The sequence below is a fragment of the Arcobacter sp. LA11 genome (assembly GCF_001895145.1).
In the GTDB taxonomy this organism is placed as follows: domain Bacteria; phylum Campylobacterota; class Campylobacteria; order Campylobacterales; family Arcobacteraceae; genus Halarcobacter.
In genome coordinates, this window is record NZ_BDIR01000007.1 from 1 (window position 1) to 15,605 (window position 15,605).

At 27.8% G+C, this 15,605-nt stretch carries 18 protein-coding genes and 1 pseudogene; 6 read left to right on the forward strand and 13 right to left on the reverse strand.

Annotated features, from left to right (window positions below; translation table 11 throughout):
- The 4 genes and pseudogenes from BT997_RS09080 to BT997_RS09095 form a co-directional block, all read right to left on the reverse strand.
- A pseudogene (locus BT997_RS09080) lies at window positions 1-239 on the reverse strand (F0F1 ATP synthase subunit B'); the annotation flags it as partial.
- Between the two features lie 104 nt (window positions 240-343).
- The gene (locus BT997_RS09085) at window positions 344-1,207 is read right to left on the reverse strand and encodes a ParB/RepB/Spo0J family partition protein (protein WP_072681424.1); all 864 of its coding nucleotides are present in this window, start codon (window positions 1,205-1,207) and stop codon (window positions 344-346) included.
- Between the two features lie 26 nt (window positions 1,208-1,233).
- Window positions 1,234-2,010, reverse strand: coding sequence for a ParA family protein (locus BT997_RS09090; protein WP_072681426.1), 777 nt, complete (start codon window positions 2,008-2,010; stop codon window positions 1,234-1,236).
- On the reverse strand, window positions 2,007-2,642 hold the full coding sequence (locus tag BT997_RS09095; protein ID WP_072681428.1) for a biotin--[acetyl-CoA-carboxylase] ligase: 636 nt from the start codon (window positions 2,640-2,642) through the stop codon (window positions 2,007-2,009). The genes BT997_RS09090 and BT997_RS09095 overlap by 4 nt, the downstream gene beginning before the upstream one ends.
- A 64-nt stretch (window positions 2,643-2,706) precedes the next feature.
- On the opposite strand from BT997_RS09095, the gene BT997_RS09100 reads away from it, so the two are divergent.
- Entirely contained in the window at window positions 2,707-3,600 is an 894-nt protein-coding gene (locus BT997_RS09100) for an AEC family transporter (RefSeq protein ID WP_072681430.1), read from the forward strand.
- Here BT997_RS09100 and BT997_RS09105 read toward each other — a convergent pair.
- The 8 genes from BT997_RS09105 to dnaG form a co-directional block, all read right to left on the reverse strand.
- Window positions 3,585-4,970, reverse strand: a complete 1,386-nt coding sequence (locus BT997_RS09105) for a GAF domain-containing sensor histidine kinase (protein WP_072681431.1) — start codon at window positions 4,968-4,970, stop codon at window positions 3,585-3,587. The two genes, BT997_RS09100 and BT997_RS09105, sit on opposite strands and share 16 nt — an antisense overlap.
- Window positions 4,971-5,012: 42 nt before the next feature.
- Entirely contained in the window at window positions 5,013-5,933 is a 921-nt protein-coding gene (fmt, locus tag BT997_RS09110; RefSeq protein ID WP_072681433.1) for a methionyl-tRNA formyltransferase, read from the reverse strand.
- A 61-nt stretch (window positions 5,934-5,994) separates the two neighbouring features.
- Complete coding sequence (gene proB / locus BT997_RS09115; protein WP_072681435.1) at window positions 5,995-6,759, reverse strand: glutamate 5-kinase; 765 nt, start codon at window positions 6,757-6,759, stop codon at window positions 5,995-5,997.
- Window positions 6,756-7,850, reverse strand: a complete 1,095-nt coding sequence (obgE, locus tag BT997_RS09120; RefSeq protein ID WP_072681436.1) for a GTPase ObgE — start codon at window positions 7,848-7,850, stop codon at window positions 6,756-6,758. The genes proB and obgE overlap by 4 nt, the downstream gene beginning before the upstream one ends.
- Before the next feature lie 270 nt (window positions 7,851-8,120).
- Window positions 8,121-8,375 (reverse strand): 50S ribosomal protein L27, encoded by a 255-nt coding sequence (gene rpmA, locus BT997_RS09125; RefSeq protein ID WP_072681438.1) that lies wholly within the window; start codon window positions 8,373-8,375, stop codon window positions 8,121-8,123.
- Between the two features lie 10 nt (window positions 8,376-8,385).
- Window positions 8,386-8,703, reverse strand: coding sequence for a 50S ribosomal protein L21 (gene rplU, locus BT997_RS09130; protein ID WP_072681439.1), 318 nt, complete (start codon window positions 8,701-8,703; stop codon window positions 8,386-8,388).
- A 110-nt stretch (window positions 8,704-8,813) separates the two neighbouring features.
- Entirely contained in the window at window positions 8,814-9,197 is a 384-nt protein-coding gene (locus BT997_RS09135; RefSeq protein ID WP_072681441.1) for a RidA family protein, read from the reverse strand.
- Between the two features lie 58 nt (window positions 9,198-9,255).
- The gene (dnaG, locus tag BT997_RS09140; RefSeq protein WP_072681442.1) at window positions 9,256-10,893 is read right to left on the reverse strand and encodes a DNA primase; all 1,638 of its coding nucleotides are present in this window, start codon (window positions 10,891-10,893) and stop codon (window positions 9,256-9,258) included.
- Between the two features lie 83 nt (window positions 10,894-10,976).
- Here dnaG and BT997_RS09145 point away from each other — a divergent pair, with 83 nt between their 5' ends.
- Genes BT997_RS09145 through aroC form a run of 4 tightly spaced genes read left to right on the forward strand, consistent with a single transcriptional unit; the run spans window position 10,977 to window position 14,195 of the window.
- Window positions 10,977-12,026, forward strand: a complete 1,050-nt coding sequence (locus tag BT997_RS09145) for a lipopolysaccharide assembly protein LapB (RefSeq protein ID WP_072681444.1) — start codon at window positions 10,977-10,979, stop codon at window positions 12,024-12,026.
- Window positions 12,001-12,444, forward strand: coding sequence for a ribonuclease HI (rnhA, locus tag BT997_RS09150; RefSeq protein ID WP_072681445.1), 444 nt, complete (start codon window positions 12,001-12,003; stop codon window positions 12,442-12,444). Before BT997_RS09145 ends, rnhA begins: the two co-directional genes overlap by 26 nt.
- Window positions 12,444-13,121, forward strand: a complete 678-nt coding sequence (gene rnc / locus BT997_RS09155) for a ribonuclease III (RefSeq protein ID WP_072681446.1) — start codon at window positions 12,444-12,446, stop codon at window positions 13,119-13,121. The genes rnhA and rnc overlap by 1 nt, the downstream gene beginning before the upstream one ends.
- Complete coding sequence (gene aroC, locus BT997_RS09160) at window positions 13,122-14,195, forward strand: chorismate synthase (protein ID WP_072681448.1); 1,074 nt, start codon at window positions 13,122-13,124, stop codon at window positions 14,193-14,195.
- A 105-nt stretch (window positions 14,196-14,300) separates the two neighbouring features.
- Here the strand turns inward: aroC and BT997_RS09165 are convergent, their stop codons facing one another.
- Window positions 14,301-14,639 carry a hypothetical protein gene (locus BT997_RS09165; protein ID WP_072681450.1) on the reverse strand — a complete coding sequence of 113 codons (339 nt, stop codon included), beginning with the start codon at window positions 14,637-14,639 and terminating at the stop codon, window positions 14,301-14,303.
- 365 nt (window positions 14,640-15,004) lie between these two features.
- Here BT997_RS09165 and BT997_RS09170 point away from each other — a divergent pair, with 365 nt between their 5' ends.
- Window positions 15,005-15,595 carry a DUF134 domain-containing protein gene (locus tag BT997_RS09170; RefSeq protein WP_072681451.1) on the forward strand — a complete coding sequence of 197 codons (591 nt, stop codon included), beginning with the start codon at window positions 15,005-15,007 and terminating at the stop codon, window positions 15,593-15,595.
- Window positions 15,596-15,605 lie beyond the last annotated feature (10 nt).

A 15,605-nucleotide genomic window follows, 5' to 3' on the forward strand; every position in this document is an offset into this window, starting at 1 on the left:
TGTTCTCTAATAGCAGCTGCTTCTTTTTTAGCTTCAGCAAGTACATGACTAGCTTCTTCTAACATACCATCTACATCAGCACTATTTGATTGAGCATTTTCTAAATCTTTTTTGATAGATTCAGATCTGTCATCCATGTGCTTTAATAGTGGTACGAATAAACGACTATTAAGGATTGCAACAACAAAAAGGAAGATAACCCCTGAGCTAAGCAATAATACAGGACTTATGTCTAACATTCATTCCTCCATATTTTTTACAGTTTAGTTTGACTAAAACTGTATACATTTTATCTAAAAGATATATAAAAATATATTAAAGGAAGAGTTTCTGGAAAAGAATTTTATAAAGTGTTACCAAAGTAATTAGAAATCTTCTCAATATCCTCTTGAGAGTTAATTTCTATCTTGAAATAGTTTTTTTCTGCTTTAACTTTTAAATTACTATTTTTTAATGTTTTTAAAGCATTATCTAAGGGTTTAAAATTGTAATCAACTTTTTTTGATTTAGAAGTTTTTTCTGTTTTTTTAGAAATAGGAGTTTTTAACTCTCTTACAAGAGCTTCTGTCTCTCTTACTGACAGTTTTTGTCCAACAATAGAATCAGCAACCTTCTTCTGATCCTCTTCAGATAGGCCAAGCATAACTTTTCCATGACCTGCAGAAATTTTATCATTTGCAAGCATTTGTTGTACATAAGAACTTAATTGTAATAATCTTAAAGTATTTGTAATAGAAGTTCTACTTTTAAAAACTTTTTTTGATAACTCATCATGAGTTATACTATGTTCATTAATTAATTGTGCATAAGAGTAAGCTAATTCTACAATATTTAAATCATCTCTTTGAATATTTTCAATTAATGCTAATTCTCTTAATTTAAAATCTTCAATTTCTACAATATTAGCTTTTATTGTCTCTAAATTTGCAAGTTTATGAGCTCTTAATCTTCTCTCACCAGCAATTAAAACATACTCATTATTTTCGTTTTCAATTACTGTAATTGGTTGAAGCAAACCATGTTCTACAATTGAATCAGATAACTCTTTTAATTTATCTTCATCAAATATTTTTCTTGGTTGATTTGGATTTGGTTGAATTTGATTAACATCTAGATCTATAGTACCACTACTTCCAGTCGCATTTGAATTGCTGTAAGCTGTTTCCACTTCACCTAAAAGTTCTCCAAGTCCTCTACCTAATGCCATATTAAAATCCTATAAATTTGAGTTTTTTATCCAGCAATTGCACGTGCTAGATTAGTATAAGCTTTTGTTCCAATAGCTGACGCATCATATAACATAATTGGTTTTCCAAAACTTGGACTTTCAGCTAATTTAATATTTCTTGGAATTACAACATATGAGCTATCATCAACTTTAAATAATTTGTTTTCAAAATGTTGTGCTAAATCCGCAAATACTTGTTTTGATAAATTATTTTGTGAACTATACATAGTAGGTAAAAAACCTCTAATTTGTAATTGTCTATTAATTGTTTGTTTTACTAATTTAATTGTATTTAATAGCTGCGCTAGACCTTCAAGAGCGAAAAACTCACACTGGATTGGAATAAGTACAGAGTTTGAAGCACTTAATGTATTTATTGTAATAGGCCCTAAGGCTGGAGGTGAATCAATAATAATATAATCATAATCTTTTTTAACAGGATCAATTTTTCTTTTTAAAACTAATTCTCTTTCTTTTGTATTTTTATAAAATTCTTTTTCTATACCAACTAATCCAATATTTGATGGGGCTACTTTTAAATTTTCAATTTCAGAATCTAAGATAATTTCATTTAATTCTTTTGTTCCTAACATCACATGGTAAATATTATATTCATAAGTATCTCTTTGAAAACCTAATGATGTAGTTGCATTTGCCTGAGGATCAGCATCAATTAATAATACTCTTTTCCCTTCTAGTGCTAAAGCGGCACTTAAATTTACAGCTGTTGTAGTTTTTCCTACTCCACCTTTTTGATTTGCTATTGCAATTACTTCTGTCATCTTAAACTAAAAACCTTTGTATTATCAATTTCTATAGAGCCATCATCATTTAATAGTGCATTTTCTAATGAAACTTTTTTATTATCTAAAGTAGCTTTGAATTTTTTACTTCTATTGAATTCTATCTTAAACTGACTAAAAATTTCCTTCCAAGAAGACTCTTTTTTTAAAGTTTCAAAATATAGTTCTAAAATTGATTTCGAATCAATTTTTATATCTAATTTACCAAAGTCTTCACTAACATCAATTAAATTTAATCCAATGCCACAATAAATCAAATCTTTAGTTGCAGTTGTAATAGTTCCACCAATTTTTTTATCTTTTATATAAAAATCATTTGGCCATTTAAGCCATAAATTCGAGCCTTTATTAGCTAAAACTTCTTTTAATATATAAGAAAAATATATTGATGCACTTTGAAGTTGTAAATCATTCGGAAGAGTTTTTTTTTCAAAAACAAAAGAAAAAAACAGATTCCCATCTTTTCCTTGCCAAGAATTTCCACGACTTCCAATTCCATCTGTCTGTAAAGAAGTCATTATACAAGTTGGATAAGTATACCCTTCCCTTTTTATAAGCTCTCTTAAATATGTGTGAGTTGAATTAACTTTATCTAATATAATAATTTTCATTCGTAATTATACATAATAACTTTACAAGAATATATTAAATATAATCCTATAAAAAAGAGAGAATATGTTAGACCCAGTATTACCTATCGCATTATATTTAGCTTTTGGATATTTATTTAAAATATTTTTTAAAGATAACTCAAAAGAACTTGTCGAATTTGTAATATATTTTTCTCTTCCTGCAATTGTTTTTGCAAAAATTTATCCACTTGAATTAACTTACGAAACATTAGAGCTTATATTTATGTTTAATACAATTATTCTGGGGAATCTTCTTTTATCATATTTTGCAGGTAAACTATTTAAACTAGATAAAAAAACACTTGCTACATTTATGATTATTACAACTTTTGGAAATACTTCATTTATTGGTTTTTCTTATATTGATAGTTTTTATGGACAAGATTATGTTGTATATGCACTTATTTATGATTTATTTGGTTCTTTTTTACTTTTAGTAAGTTTAGGGATGATAATTATAAATTGGGGAAGCGGTCAACATGTAAACTTTAAAGCAATTGGAAGAAGTGTATTGTTTTTCCCACCTATTATTATGTTCTTTATAACTGTATTAGCTAAACCATTTGATATTCCAGTTTTTATGATGAATACAATGGAAACAATTGGAGCAACCTTAGTGCCTATTGCAATGATTGCAATAGGAATGAAATTAGAATTAAAAAATCTATTTTATAAATTAAAATTAGTTACTTCCGCAATTATAATTAAAATGTTAATTATTCCTATTATTGTTCTTATTGGATTTCAGATTTTTTATAACTTAGATGATACATGGAGTAAAACTACTATTTTAGAAGCAGCAATGCCTCCTATGACAATGGCAGTTGTCCTAGCAATTAAGGGTGGATTAGATGAAAGATTAGCTATTAATGCTTTAGTATTAGGAGTATTAGTCTCTTTAGTTACGGTAACTGGATTTTATTATCTTTTAGCTTGAAATTTTAAAATAAATTCAGCACCATTACACTTTATATTTTCATAAGTATAATTTACATTTGAAACAAAAAGAGAACCTTCCATATGTTTTTCAATTATTTCCTTAGTCATATATAAACCAACTCCCGTTCCACCATTTTCTTCTTTTGTTGTAAAGTTTTGAATAAAAATATTATCCATAATATCTTCTGGTATACCAAATGCATTATCTCTTATTTTTAGAGTAACTATATTGTCTTTTATATCTGTATCAATAAATATAAATTTATCATCATCTAAAGTTAAATTTTCTAACAAAGCATCTTTTGCATTTTGAATTATATTTAGGGTAGCTTGTTTTAATTCATTTTCATAGCCATATACTATTATATCTTCTTTAAAATTGGTAATAAGACGAATATGATTTTCAGAAAGCGCTGCTTCAGTAATAGAAATACTACTTAAAACATTTGCTGTAAGGTCAAAATTCTTTTCTGTTTTATCTAATCTATAGAATTCTCTAAAATCATCTATAGTTTGAGATAAATGTTTCGTTGTATCTACAATTTGACGAAGACCTCTTATAGTTTCCTCTTCTTGATAATTTCCAAGTTCAATATTAAAACTAAGTCCGCTAGAAATTGTACTTATTGCACTTAACGGCTGTCTCCATTGATGTGCTATATTTCCAATCATTTCTCCCATAGAGGCTAATTTAGATTGGTGAAAAATAACAGCAGATTTCCTTTCACTTTCATTAATTTCTTCTTCAACTCTAACTTTAAGCTTTTCATTTGCTATTTCAAGTTCATTATTTATTTCTTTTAATTTTGCAATATTATCTTGTGCATTTGCAATTGAAAGAGATATAAACGAACTAACCATTGATAATAATTGTTTATCTTTTGTATTATAAGTAACTATTTCATCATTTTCTTTTTTATTTAAAAGTTGAACAACACCTAAAGTTTTATTACTTATAGGATGAATTAATGGAGCTGATATTATAGACCGTGTTCTATAACAAAATTTTTCATCAAACTCTTTTACACCAAGAAAGTCATATTCTTGAGCTTCATATATGTCATCAATAATTATAATTTTTTTTGTGGTAAAAGATTGGACAGCTAGATATTTTTCTTGCTCACTAAGTGGTAATTTTAAATCTTTTAAAGCATAAAATTGCTTATATATATTTTCATAAGACATAGCATCATTTTGAAAAACATTAAAGGAAAGAGCATCTTCTTCATTTATATAAATACTACCAGCTTCAGAATTTAATATCTCTCTTGATTGCTTAAGTATTTCATGAAGAAGTACATCAAGATCATTTACATTAAATAAACTCATGTCATAAATATGACATAATTCATCATCTTTTTTCATCATAATATACACACTTAATAATAAATTTTGGTATATTATAACAAGTTATTTTAAAATTTCTCCCTTTACAAGTCTCTGTCCTCTAATATAATCAATTGCATTCACTGATTTTTTAGAAGGAGCTTGTAGAAATGAAACTTTTAGACTACCTTTTGAACATCCAATAATTACTCCTTGGTCATCAAAATCAAGTATTTCACCTTCGTTATTTTTTGATATTGTGTCAATTAATGAAATATTTTTTAATTTTAAACCTGAGTTTAAAAATACTCCAGGCCAATATGAATAAGCTTTATATTTTAGATATAAATTTTTTGCTGAAGTAAAATCTACTTTACCATGTTCTTTTTTTATTTTTTTACAAAAAGAAACTTCTGATTCATTTTGTTTTTTAGGTTTAATGTTATCAAAGTTATCCAAAGTAGTGATTGTCAATTTAGCTGCAATATCTGAAAGTTTTGAAAAAGCTTCTGCAACTTCCATTGTAGGAGTAATTTTTAAATATTGTAATCCTAAAATATCTCCAGAGTCAAGTCCTTCTTCCATAAGCATAGAAGTCACACCTGTATATTCATCATCATTCAAAAGTGCTTCTTGAATAGGACTTGCACCTCTATATTTTGGAAGTAAAGAAGCATGAAGATTAATACAAGGAGCAATATCTAAAATTTCTTTGGGTAAAATTTGACCATATGCAGCAACTATAATAAAATCTGGATTTAAATTTTCTATTTGTTTTTTAACTTCTTCATTTCCTCTTAATTTTTCTGGTTGAAAAATGGGAAGATCTAAATTATTATCCATACAAAATTGTTTTATATGAGGGGGAGTAATTACTTGTTTTCTACCAACTGGTTTATCTGGTTGAGTAAAAAGACCTACTATTTCATAGCAACTTTCTAAAATCTCTTCAAATATTTTAGTTGCATAATCAGGAGTTCCCATAAAAAGTATTTTTTTTGACATTTCTATCCTTTTAAAATGTCCCATTTTAAAGGGAACTTTTTATTTATAACTTCTTTTTTAACTATTTTTTAAATAGTGTTCCACTTTTATGATTTTCATCAACTAAAAAATCATAAGCATTTGTCAAATCAAAACCTGAAGAAAGATACATCATTTTTCCTCTTCTTATTAAGAAATCTGCAGCTTTTAACTTTGTAACAATTCCACCTGTTGCAAATTCAGAATTTGGAGTATGTTTCATTTGTAACTCTGATTCATCTATATAATTTACAATTTTTCTCATCTTTGCATCTGAGTTTTCATGAGGATTAGAATCATAAAGTCCATCCACATCAGATAAAATAGCCAACATATCTGCATCAAAGAAATATGCCGCATGGGCTGCTAACTGATCATTATCACCAAAAAGTAATTCATCATTTGCTAATACATCATTTTCATTTAAAATAGGTACAATATTGTTTTTAAGTAAAATTTCCATAACTGATTTTGCATTATCAGATCTTTTTCTAGAATCAAAATCTTCTTCTACTAATAACATTTGAGCACAAGATATTCCATACTCATTGAACCTTTTTTTATAATGCTTCATTAATAAAGGTTGTCCCACAGCAGCTAAAGCTTGTCTATTTAAAATTTGAGTTCTATCTAAATCTAACTTTGTATTTCCAGCAGCAACGGCTCCTGAAGATACTAAAATTACTTCTAAGTTTTTTTCTAATTTTAATTTAGCAATTAAATCAACTAAATTATTAAGTCGTTGGACTGCTAAAAGATTATCTTCTCTTAAAACGGCACTTCCAACTTTTATAACTAATCGTTTCATTTTTTTGTTTGTCCTATTAATTCATATAAAGCAAATCTAATAGAGTTTGTATTTAGATGTGTTACTGATGAAACTGGTAAAACAAAAAATGGTTTACTTTCATCAAATCTTGAATAAGTTAAATCTTGAACATAGTAAGGTAATGATTTATCAAAACCATATTCATTTGAATCACTAAGTTCTAATCCAATCTCTTTAATAAAAGATTTTATATCAGCTTCAACATCTTCACCATAATACGCATCAGTTTTAGTTAATGCAATAGCGTAATTTCTTCCACTTAATTCAGTAGAAAACTTTTTCAATTCTTCTTTCAATACATTATATTGATCAATTGTAGTTCTATAATTAGCAATATCAATCATAAATAATAAAGTTTTTGTTCTTTCAATATGTTTTAAAAACTCTAAACCTAAACCTTTACCATCACTAGCACCATCAATAATTCCAGGAATATCTGCCATTACAAAAGAATTATAATCCCCTACTTCAACTACTCCAAGTTTAGGAGTTAAAGTAGTAAATTCATAATTTGCAATTTCAGGTGCAGCATTTGATGTTGTTGAAATAAGAGTAGATTTTCCTACATTTGGATAACCAACAAGGCCAACATCAGCAATAAGTTTAAGCTCTAATCTTATTTTTCTACTTTGTCCTGGTAATCCTGGTTGAAAATATGTAGGTCTTTGATTTCTTGAGTTTTTAAAATGAACATTACCTAATCCACCTTTTCCACCTTCAAGAAATAACTCTTTTTGACCTTCTTCTAATAAATCTAATAAGATATCTCCTGTCTCATCATCAATAATCTGAGTACCTGGAGGTACAACAATTATTAATGGTTGTGCAGATTTTCCAGTTTTAGTTCTACCTTCACCTTGTCTTCCATTGTCAGCTTTTATAACTGAACGACCTTTAAGAGACGATAGCGTATCAGTATTGTTATCTACTAAAAAGTAAACATCTCCACCTTTTCCACCATCTCCACCATCAGGTCCACCTTTTACAACGAACTTTTCTCTTCTAAATGATGCACAACCTTGTCCACCTTTTCCTGACGATACAGTAAAACTAACACTATCTACAAACACTATTATCTCCCTTTTTAATGTCCCGTTAAAAAGGGACTAATACACCTGTTTCTTCTTTTTTGCCTTCACTTCGTTTGTCACAAGACTACGCTATGAAGATCATTAGAAATAAATTCCACCTAAAAGAAGCCTGAACTTGTTCTCTCTGTGAGAAAGCCTATAGTTATCAATAATCAAATATCTATTTTGAAATTTCATTATTAGTAACTAACAAAAAAAGGGTGTAGGCAAAAGCACTACACCCTTTGAGAAATTTAATTAAATTAAAATTTACGAAGCGTAAACTGATACTTTTTTTCTATTTTTATCTTTTACTTCAAATTTAACTACACCATCAATTAGTGCAAAAATAGTGTGATCTTTTCCAATACCTACATTTTCACCAACGTGAACTTTAGTACCTCTTTGTCTGATAATGATATTACCAGCTCTAACTACTTCACCACCAAATTTTTTAACACCTAATCTTCTACCAGCTGAATCTCTATTATTCTGAGTTGATCCTTGACCTTTCTTATGTGCCATTCCGTGCTCCTTATGCTGCTATTTTAGTAATTCTAATTTTAGTGAAGCTTTTTCTGAAACCTCTTTTTAACTTAGAATCTTTTCTTCTTCTTTTTTTGTAAATGATAACTTTCTTATCTCTATTTACACCAGTTCCATCTAAAACAACCTCAGCTTCTACTTTAACAGCAGAAACAGCATCACCAGTTTTTAGCTCACCATCATTTACAGCTAAAACATCAGTAATTTCAAGAGTTTCTTTAGCAGCTTTTCCAGTATAATCAATATCTAAGATATCACCCTCAGTTACTTTGTACTGTTTACCACCACACTTAATAATTGCGTACATATTTCATTCCTCTAATTTATCAATCTTTTATTAACTTTTTCTTTTAACGGGACGAAATATTATCTAAGTTTAGTTTAAACTTTCTTTAAGCGAAACTAAACATTAATTTTTTAGCAATAATCGTATGGTAATGCAATTGCATCCATTTCCACTAAAACATTTTTAGGTAAAGTTCTAACCGCTACTGTACTACGTACTGGTTTATGGTCTCCAAAGGCTTCTGCATATAATACATTTACTACACCAAAATCATCCATATTTTCTAAAAAAATTGTAACTTTTATAACTTTATCCATAGAACTTTGTGCATCTTCAAGTAGATTTTTTAAATTTTCTAAAACCTGTCTAGTTTGTTTCTTAATATCTCTTTCAACTAATTCTCCAGCTGGAGTTAAAGGTATTTGACCAGAAGTATAAATTAATCCATTTGCTTTTACAGCTTGTGAGTAAGGTCCTATTGCAGCTGGTGCATTACTTGATTCAATGATTTCCATATATTTTCCTCTTTTAATTTTTTAGATTTTACAAAAAATAAAATAGTATTTCAATAAATTATAAATTGTAACTTACTAATTTACCTAATTTTAATTGATAGATATTATCTTTTACTTTTCGTAATAAATTTGCTTTTTCTCTAAACTCTAAATTTTGATTGTATTGAACACTTCTTAACTTATTTGTATAAAATTTCAATAATAATACTAATAGTTCTTGATTTAATCTTTCATCATCATAAACCTCTAATCTATCATTTAAAAGTATTCCATTAAAGCTTTGATGATTTATGTCAGTAAGTAAAAGTTCAAATTCATTTTTATGATGTTCAAACATAGAAGCATCAATAATATCTAGCACAGAATCTAATCTTTGCGGTTTTTCTAAAATTGCTTTTATAATACAAAGTTCAGCAATATCAATTTTGGTAAGATTTACTTGTGTTGGTCTTACAATATCAGTACTTACTTTAACAAGATTTTCTCTAATATTTAATCTTTGTGCTAAATATCTCTTATATTCATCTTGATAAATCATTCCTAAAGATTTTAGATAATCATTAGCTTCTATAAGTGCCTTTTGTTTTTGACTTGGATTATTTATATCATATTTAGCAATTATATAATCTATTGCATAAGAAATAAAAGCTGTAGGATTTGCAAAAGTATTATTAAGTTCTTCTACTTTACCATCATTTACCATATCAGCTGGATCTTTACCTTCACCAAAGATAACAACTCCACCTTCAAATTCACCTTGTGATAACATCACAGAAGCTTTAAATGCCGCATTTAAACCAGCTTTGTCTCCATCATATGCAACTATTACTTTTGGTTCACCTCGTCTTAAAAGAGGTAAATGTTCTTTAGTTAAAGCCGTACCCAATGTTGCAACTGCTGTATTAAAACCTGATTGATGAAGCATAATTACATCTAAATAACCTTCAGTTACTATAATTCTATTTTTTTTATATATATTCTCTTTTGCTAAATTATAACCATAAAGAAGTTTTGATTTATTAAATATTTTTGTTTGTGGCGAATTGACATACTTTGCGTTGTGTCCTGTAATAGTTCTTCCACCAAAGCCGACAATTTTACTACTTAAAGAATAAATAGGAAAAGTAATTCTTTCTATAAATCTAGAATATAAACCATTAGTACCAGTATCAATTATTCCTAGCTCTTTTGCATCTGCTAAATTATAATAATTGTTTTTTAAAAAATTAATTGTATCACCTGAGACTGGCGCATATCCAATTTCAAACTTCTCTATAGAAAATTCTGAAATACCTCTGCTTTTTATATACTCTTTTGCAGTATTATTATTTACAAAAAGCTTTTGATAATATTTATTTACTTCTTCTAATACTTTTACATCTTGTTTTTTTTGATTATTGTTATTATCATATTCTAAAGTTACATTATGCATGGAAGCTAGTTTTTCTAAAGTTTCTGGATAAGAAAGTTTTTCATATTCCATAACAAACTTAATAGAATCTCCACCTACTCCACATCCAAAACAATGATATATTTGTTTGGCAGGGCTTACTACAAAAGAAGGAGTATCTTCTCCATGAAAAGGACAACATGCTTTAAAATTTGCACCACTTTTCTTTAATTCAATAAATTGTGAAACAACATCTACAACATCAAGATGGTTTTTAAGATTTTCTATTGAGTCTTTTGTAATCATTTTGGGATTATATCAAAAAATTTATTATTTTGTATGTCCTTTTATGATATATTATTTTCTTAATTACACATGAAGGTTATTTTTTGGATAGTTTAGTCTTAGAATACAGAGACCCATTGTTTGGTATTATTGTATTTTTCGCTCTTATTTTTTTTATTTCATTTATTACTTACTCTTTTAGTGTCTATAAAGAAAGACGTGCAAGAAGAGATTATAGAAAACTATTAAGAAGATTTGAAATAGGTAAATTAAAAGAAGAAGATTATGTTCATTTGTATAAAACTTACAATCTTCCATTTGATTCTATAATACTTTTAGCTTCGACTTTTGTACATAAAGGAAATTACAATAAAGCAATTTCTGTATATCTTACTTTGCTAGAACATGTAACAGATAGAGTTAAAAAAGAAGAGTTATTAGAGCTTTTAGGAACTACTTATTTTAAAGGTGGTTTCATGCAAAGATCAAGGGAAATATTTTTAAGAATTTTAAAATTTTCTCCTAGAAATACAAAAGCATTAAAGCATCTACTTATTATAAATGAAAAACTAAAAGAGTATAAAAATGCGAGTGATATTATAGATTGTTTAGATGAAATTGGAATTGAAACAAAAAAAGATAAACTTTTCATGAAAACACTTACTATTATAAATGACCCTCTAGAATCTTATGAAAAGAAAAGTCAAAAACTTTATGAGATATTTAAAGAAGACCCACTTATACAAAGATTAATAGCGCAGTTTTATTTACAATTCAACAAAGATTTTTTTTGGGAACATGTAAACGAATTTGATTTCAAAAAACTTGTAGATATTATGTGGTATCTAAATTTTGATGATATAGATTTTGAAAAAGTATCAAAAAATATTTTTTTAAATGAACTATACAATGCAAAAGGATATTTAAAAACATTAGATCATAGTGATGATTTTGCCTTCGATATATTAATGTCTTTAAATAATCATGAGCATAAGATACCTGCAACAATTGATTTTGAATTTATTTGTAGCTCTTGTAAACATATACATCCAATGTTTGACACAAGATGTCCACATTGTCATAATATATTAACATTTGATGTTAAACACCATCTAGTAAAGGACTTAGTTGAAAGAAATCAATCTCTACAGTGATGGTTCATCATTGGGAAATCCAGGACCTGGCGGTTGGGGAACAATTCTAGAATACAAAGGAAAAGAAAAAGAACTATCTGGACCAGAAGAAAATACAACAAATAATAAAATGGAATTAAGAGGTGTTATAGAAGGCCTTAAAGCTTTAAAAGAACCTTGTATTGTTAATATTACTTCTGATTCAACTTATGTGGTTAAAGGTATAAATGAGTGGTTAAACTCATGGATTAAGAATAACTGGAAAACATCAACAAAAAAACCAGTTAAAAATGTCGAACTTTGGCAAGAGTATGTCGAAGTTTCAAAAAAACATAAAATTAACGCTACTTGGGTAAAGGGACATGCGGGACATACACATAATGAAAGATGTGATATACTTGCACGAACTGAAGCTGAGAACTTAAAAGGAGAACAATAATGAATGATTATACAAAACTAGAAAAGTGTTTGGATTATCAGTTTAAAAATAAAGATCTGATAATCGAAGCACTTACGCATAAAAGTTATAAGAAACCTTATAACAACGAAAGATTAGAGTTTCTAGGAGATGCTGTTTTAAACCTAATTGTAGGAGAGTATTTATTTAAAATATTCCCTGATTCAAATGAAGGTGACTTATCAAAAATAAGGGCATCGTTAGTAAATGAAACTGGTTTTACAAAACTTGCAAATGAAATAAAGTTAGGTGATTATATTTTTATTTCAAACGCTGAAGAAAGAAATAAAGGACGAAGTAAAGCTTCTATTCTTTCAGATGCATTTGAAGCAATTATGGGAGCAATATATTTAGAGTCTGGACTTGAAATTTTAAAACCAATTATATTGAATCTTTTAGAAACATCTTACGATAAAATAAATTTAGATGTATTGTTTAGTGATTATAAAACTGCTCTACAAGAGATTACGCAAGCAGAATTTGGAACTATTCCAGAATATAAAATAGAGGGTTCATATGGACCAGATCATAAAAAAGAGTTTGAAGTATCAATTTGGATTGATGGGGAAACATACGGAAAAGCTATTGGAAAAAGTAAAAAGTTAGCACAACAAGCTGTAGCAAAAATAGCGATTGATATATTAAAAGGGAAAAAATAGATGAATAGCTTTGGTCAAAGATTTAAATTTACAACTTTTGGAGAAAGCCATGGGAAAGCTTTAGGTTGTATAGTTGATGGAGTTCCAGCAGGAATAAAAATTGATGAAGATTTTATTCAAGAAGAGATGAATAGAAGAAAACCTGGGCAAAATGCCTATGCAACAGCTAGAAAAGAGGGAGACAAAGTTGAAATTCTTTCAGGAATATTTGAAGGTGTTTCTACAGGAACACCAATTTCAATGGTAATTTTCAATGAAAATCAAAAAAGTAAAGATTATACAAATGTAAAAGATCTGTTTAGACCTGGACATGCTGACTTTACATACTTTAATAAATATGGTGTTAGAGATTATAGAGGTGGAGGAAGAAGCTCTGCTAGAGAAACTGCGGCAAGAGTTGCAGCGGGTGCTATTGCAAAATTAATGCTAAATGAACTTAATATAGAAATTCAAAGTGGTATTTGTGAAATTGATGGAATAAAAGGTTCTAAAACTGATTTTGACTTTGCAAAAACATCTGAAATTTTCACTCTTGATAAAGATAAAGAAGACTTCCAAAAAGAAGCTATTTTAAATGCAAAAAGTGATCATAACTCTGTTGGTGGAGTTGCACTTGTAAATGTAAAAAATTGTCCAATAGGACTAGGTGAACCTCTATATTTTAAACTTGATTCTCAAATAGCAAATGCAATGATGAGTATTAATGCAGTAAAAGCTGTAGAGATTGGAGATGGAGTTGAGTCTGTTCATGAAAAAGGGCTAGATAACAATGATGAGATAAGAAGTTCAGGATTTAAGACAAATCATAGTGGAGGAATTCTTGGTGGAATTTCTAATGGTGATGAAATAAATATAAAAGTTTATTTTAAACCAACACCTTCAATCTTCTTAAAACAAGAAACAATAGATATCAATGATAATGAAGTAGAATGTGAACTAAAAGGAAGACATGATCCTTGTGTAGCAATTAGAGGTAGTGTTGTTGCGGAATCAATGATGGCATTAGTAATAGCTGATATGGCATTGCTTAATATGAGTAGTAAAATTGAAAATGTAAAAAAAGTTTATAATTAGTTATAGAATTTTTATTTTATTTAAAGTAAATTTTTGTAATATTCATTTGTCCTTTACTTTGGTCAAGTTGAAAGGATACAAGCGGAACCTATGTTCCGCTTTTTTTTACTTAACTTTTTTCAGTTTATCCTGAACAAAATCACTAAATGTATTTAAAACTGTCTTATTTGTGTTAGAAGTAAACACAGATACTCCACTTTTTTTTAATTCACCTACAGGTATTTTTTCATTTTCTGATAAAATCAAAACACCAAAATGGTTATCTTTACACTCTCTTATAATTTCTTCTTTAGAGTGTGGATGTGGATTTTTAATTGTTTCGACAGCTGTTATATTTTGACCACGGACATTAAGTATAGTAAGATACTTTGAATCTTCAAATGTACTCTCTACTGGGGAAATATAACTCATTTTTTGATTTGTCGGAAATACTATTCTAACCATAGTTCCTCCTTCAAGTAAGATTGCAAGAAATTTAAAACATCAGCTCAATTAGGATGAGTGAAAAAAAGTAATGACTAGGGAAAAGACAATATATATTTTAGTCCCAATATCAACTGATGTTTAAAAATATATTCCGTTAAAGCTAAAACAATATATATACTTTGTAAAATAATGGAAACCAAAAGGTTACCATGAGAGAAGATCACAAATTTTTTATTTATACAAAATATATGAAGTAGTAAATCAAGACAATAATTTACTGCTTTTGAACATATGACAGAATTGTATCAAATCTATGAACATATGTCAAGTATATTTCATTTAAAGTGTGATAAAATTTTAATATATTATTAATAAGGTTATTAATGGCTAGAGAAAAACTTGAAAGAAAACTTGAACTAAAGCCTGTATCTAAGTATTTTGGACCAAAAGATATAGAAGCTAGACAAGACGTTATTTTGTTGCATGAAGAGTTAGAAGCTATCCATTTAATGGATTCATTTTGTATGTATCAAGAAGATGCTGCAAAAAAAATGAATGTTTCTAGAGCAACTTTCGCAAGAATTATTAAAAGTGCTAGAAAAAAAATCTCTTTAGCATTAATTACTGGAAGTAATATAAAAGTACATGAAATTAAAAATGAATTTCATGTTGCAATATGTTCTAACAGTAATAAAGAGTTAGAATATGCAGATGCAAATGCAAAATATATTTGGATTTACTTTATAAAAGATTATAAACTAAAATCATCAAATTGCATTAATAATCCAATGTATCAAAATGAAGAAGAAGCTGCATGTAATGTTTTGCCAGATGTATTATATGATTTTGCTACAAACTACTTTTTAATTGAAGATATAGATTATGATTTAAAAATTTCATTAATTGCTAAAGGTATCTACCCTATCTTACAAGAAGATATAACAGAAAACTCTCTAGTAGATATATTTCAATAGAAACAAAAGT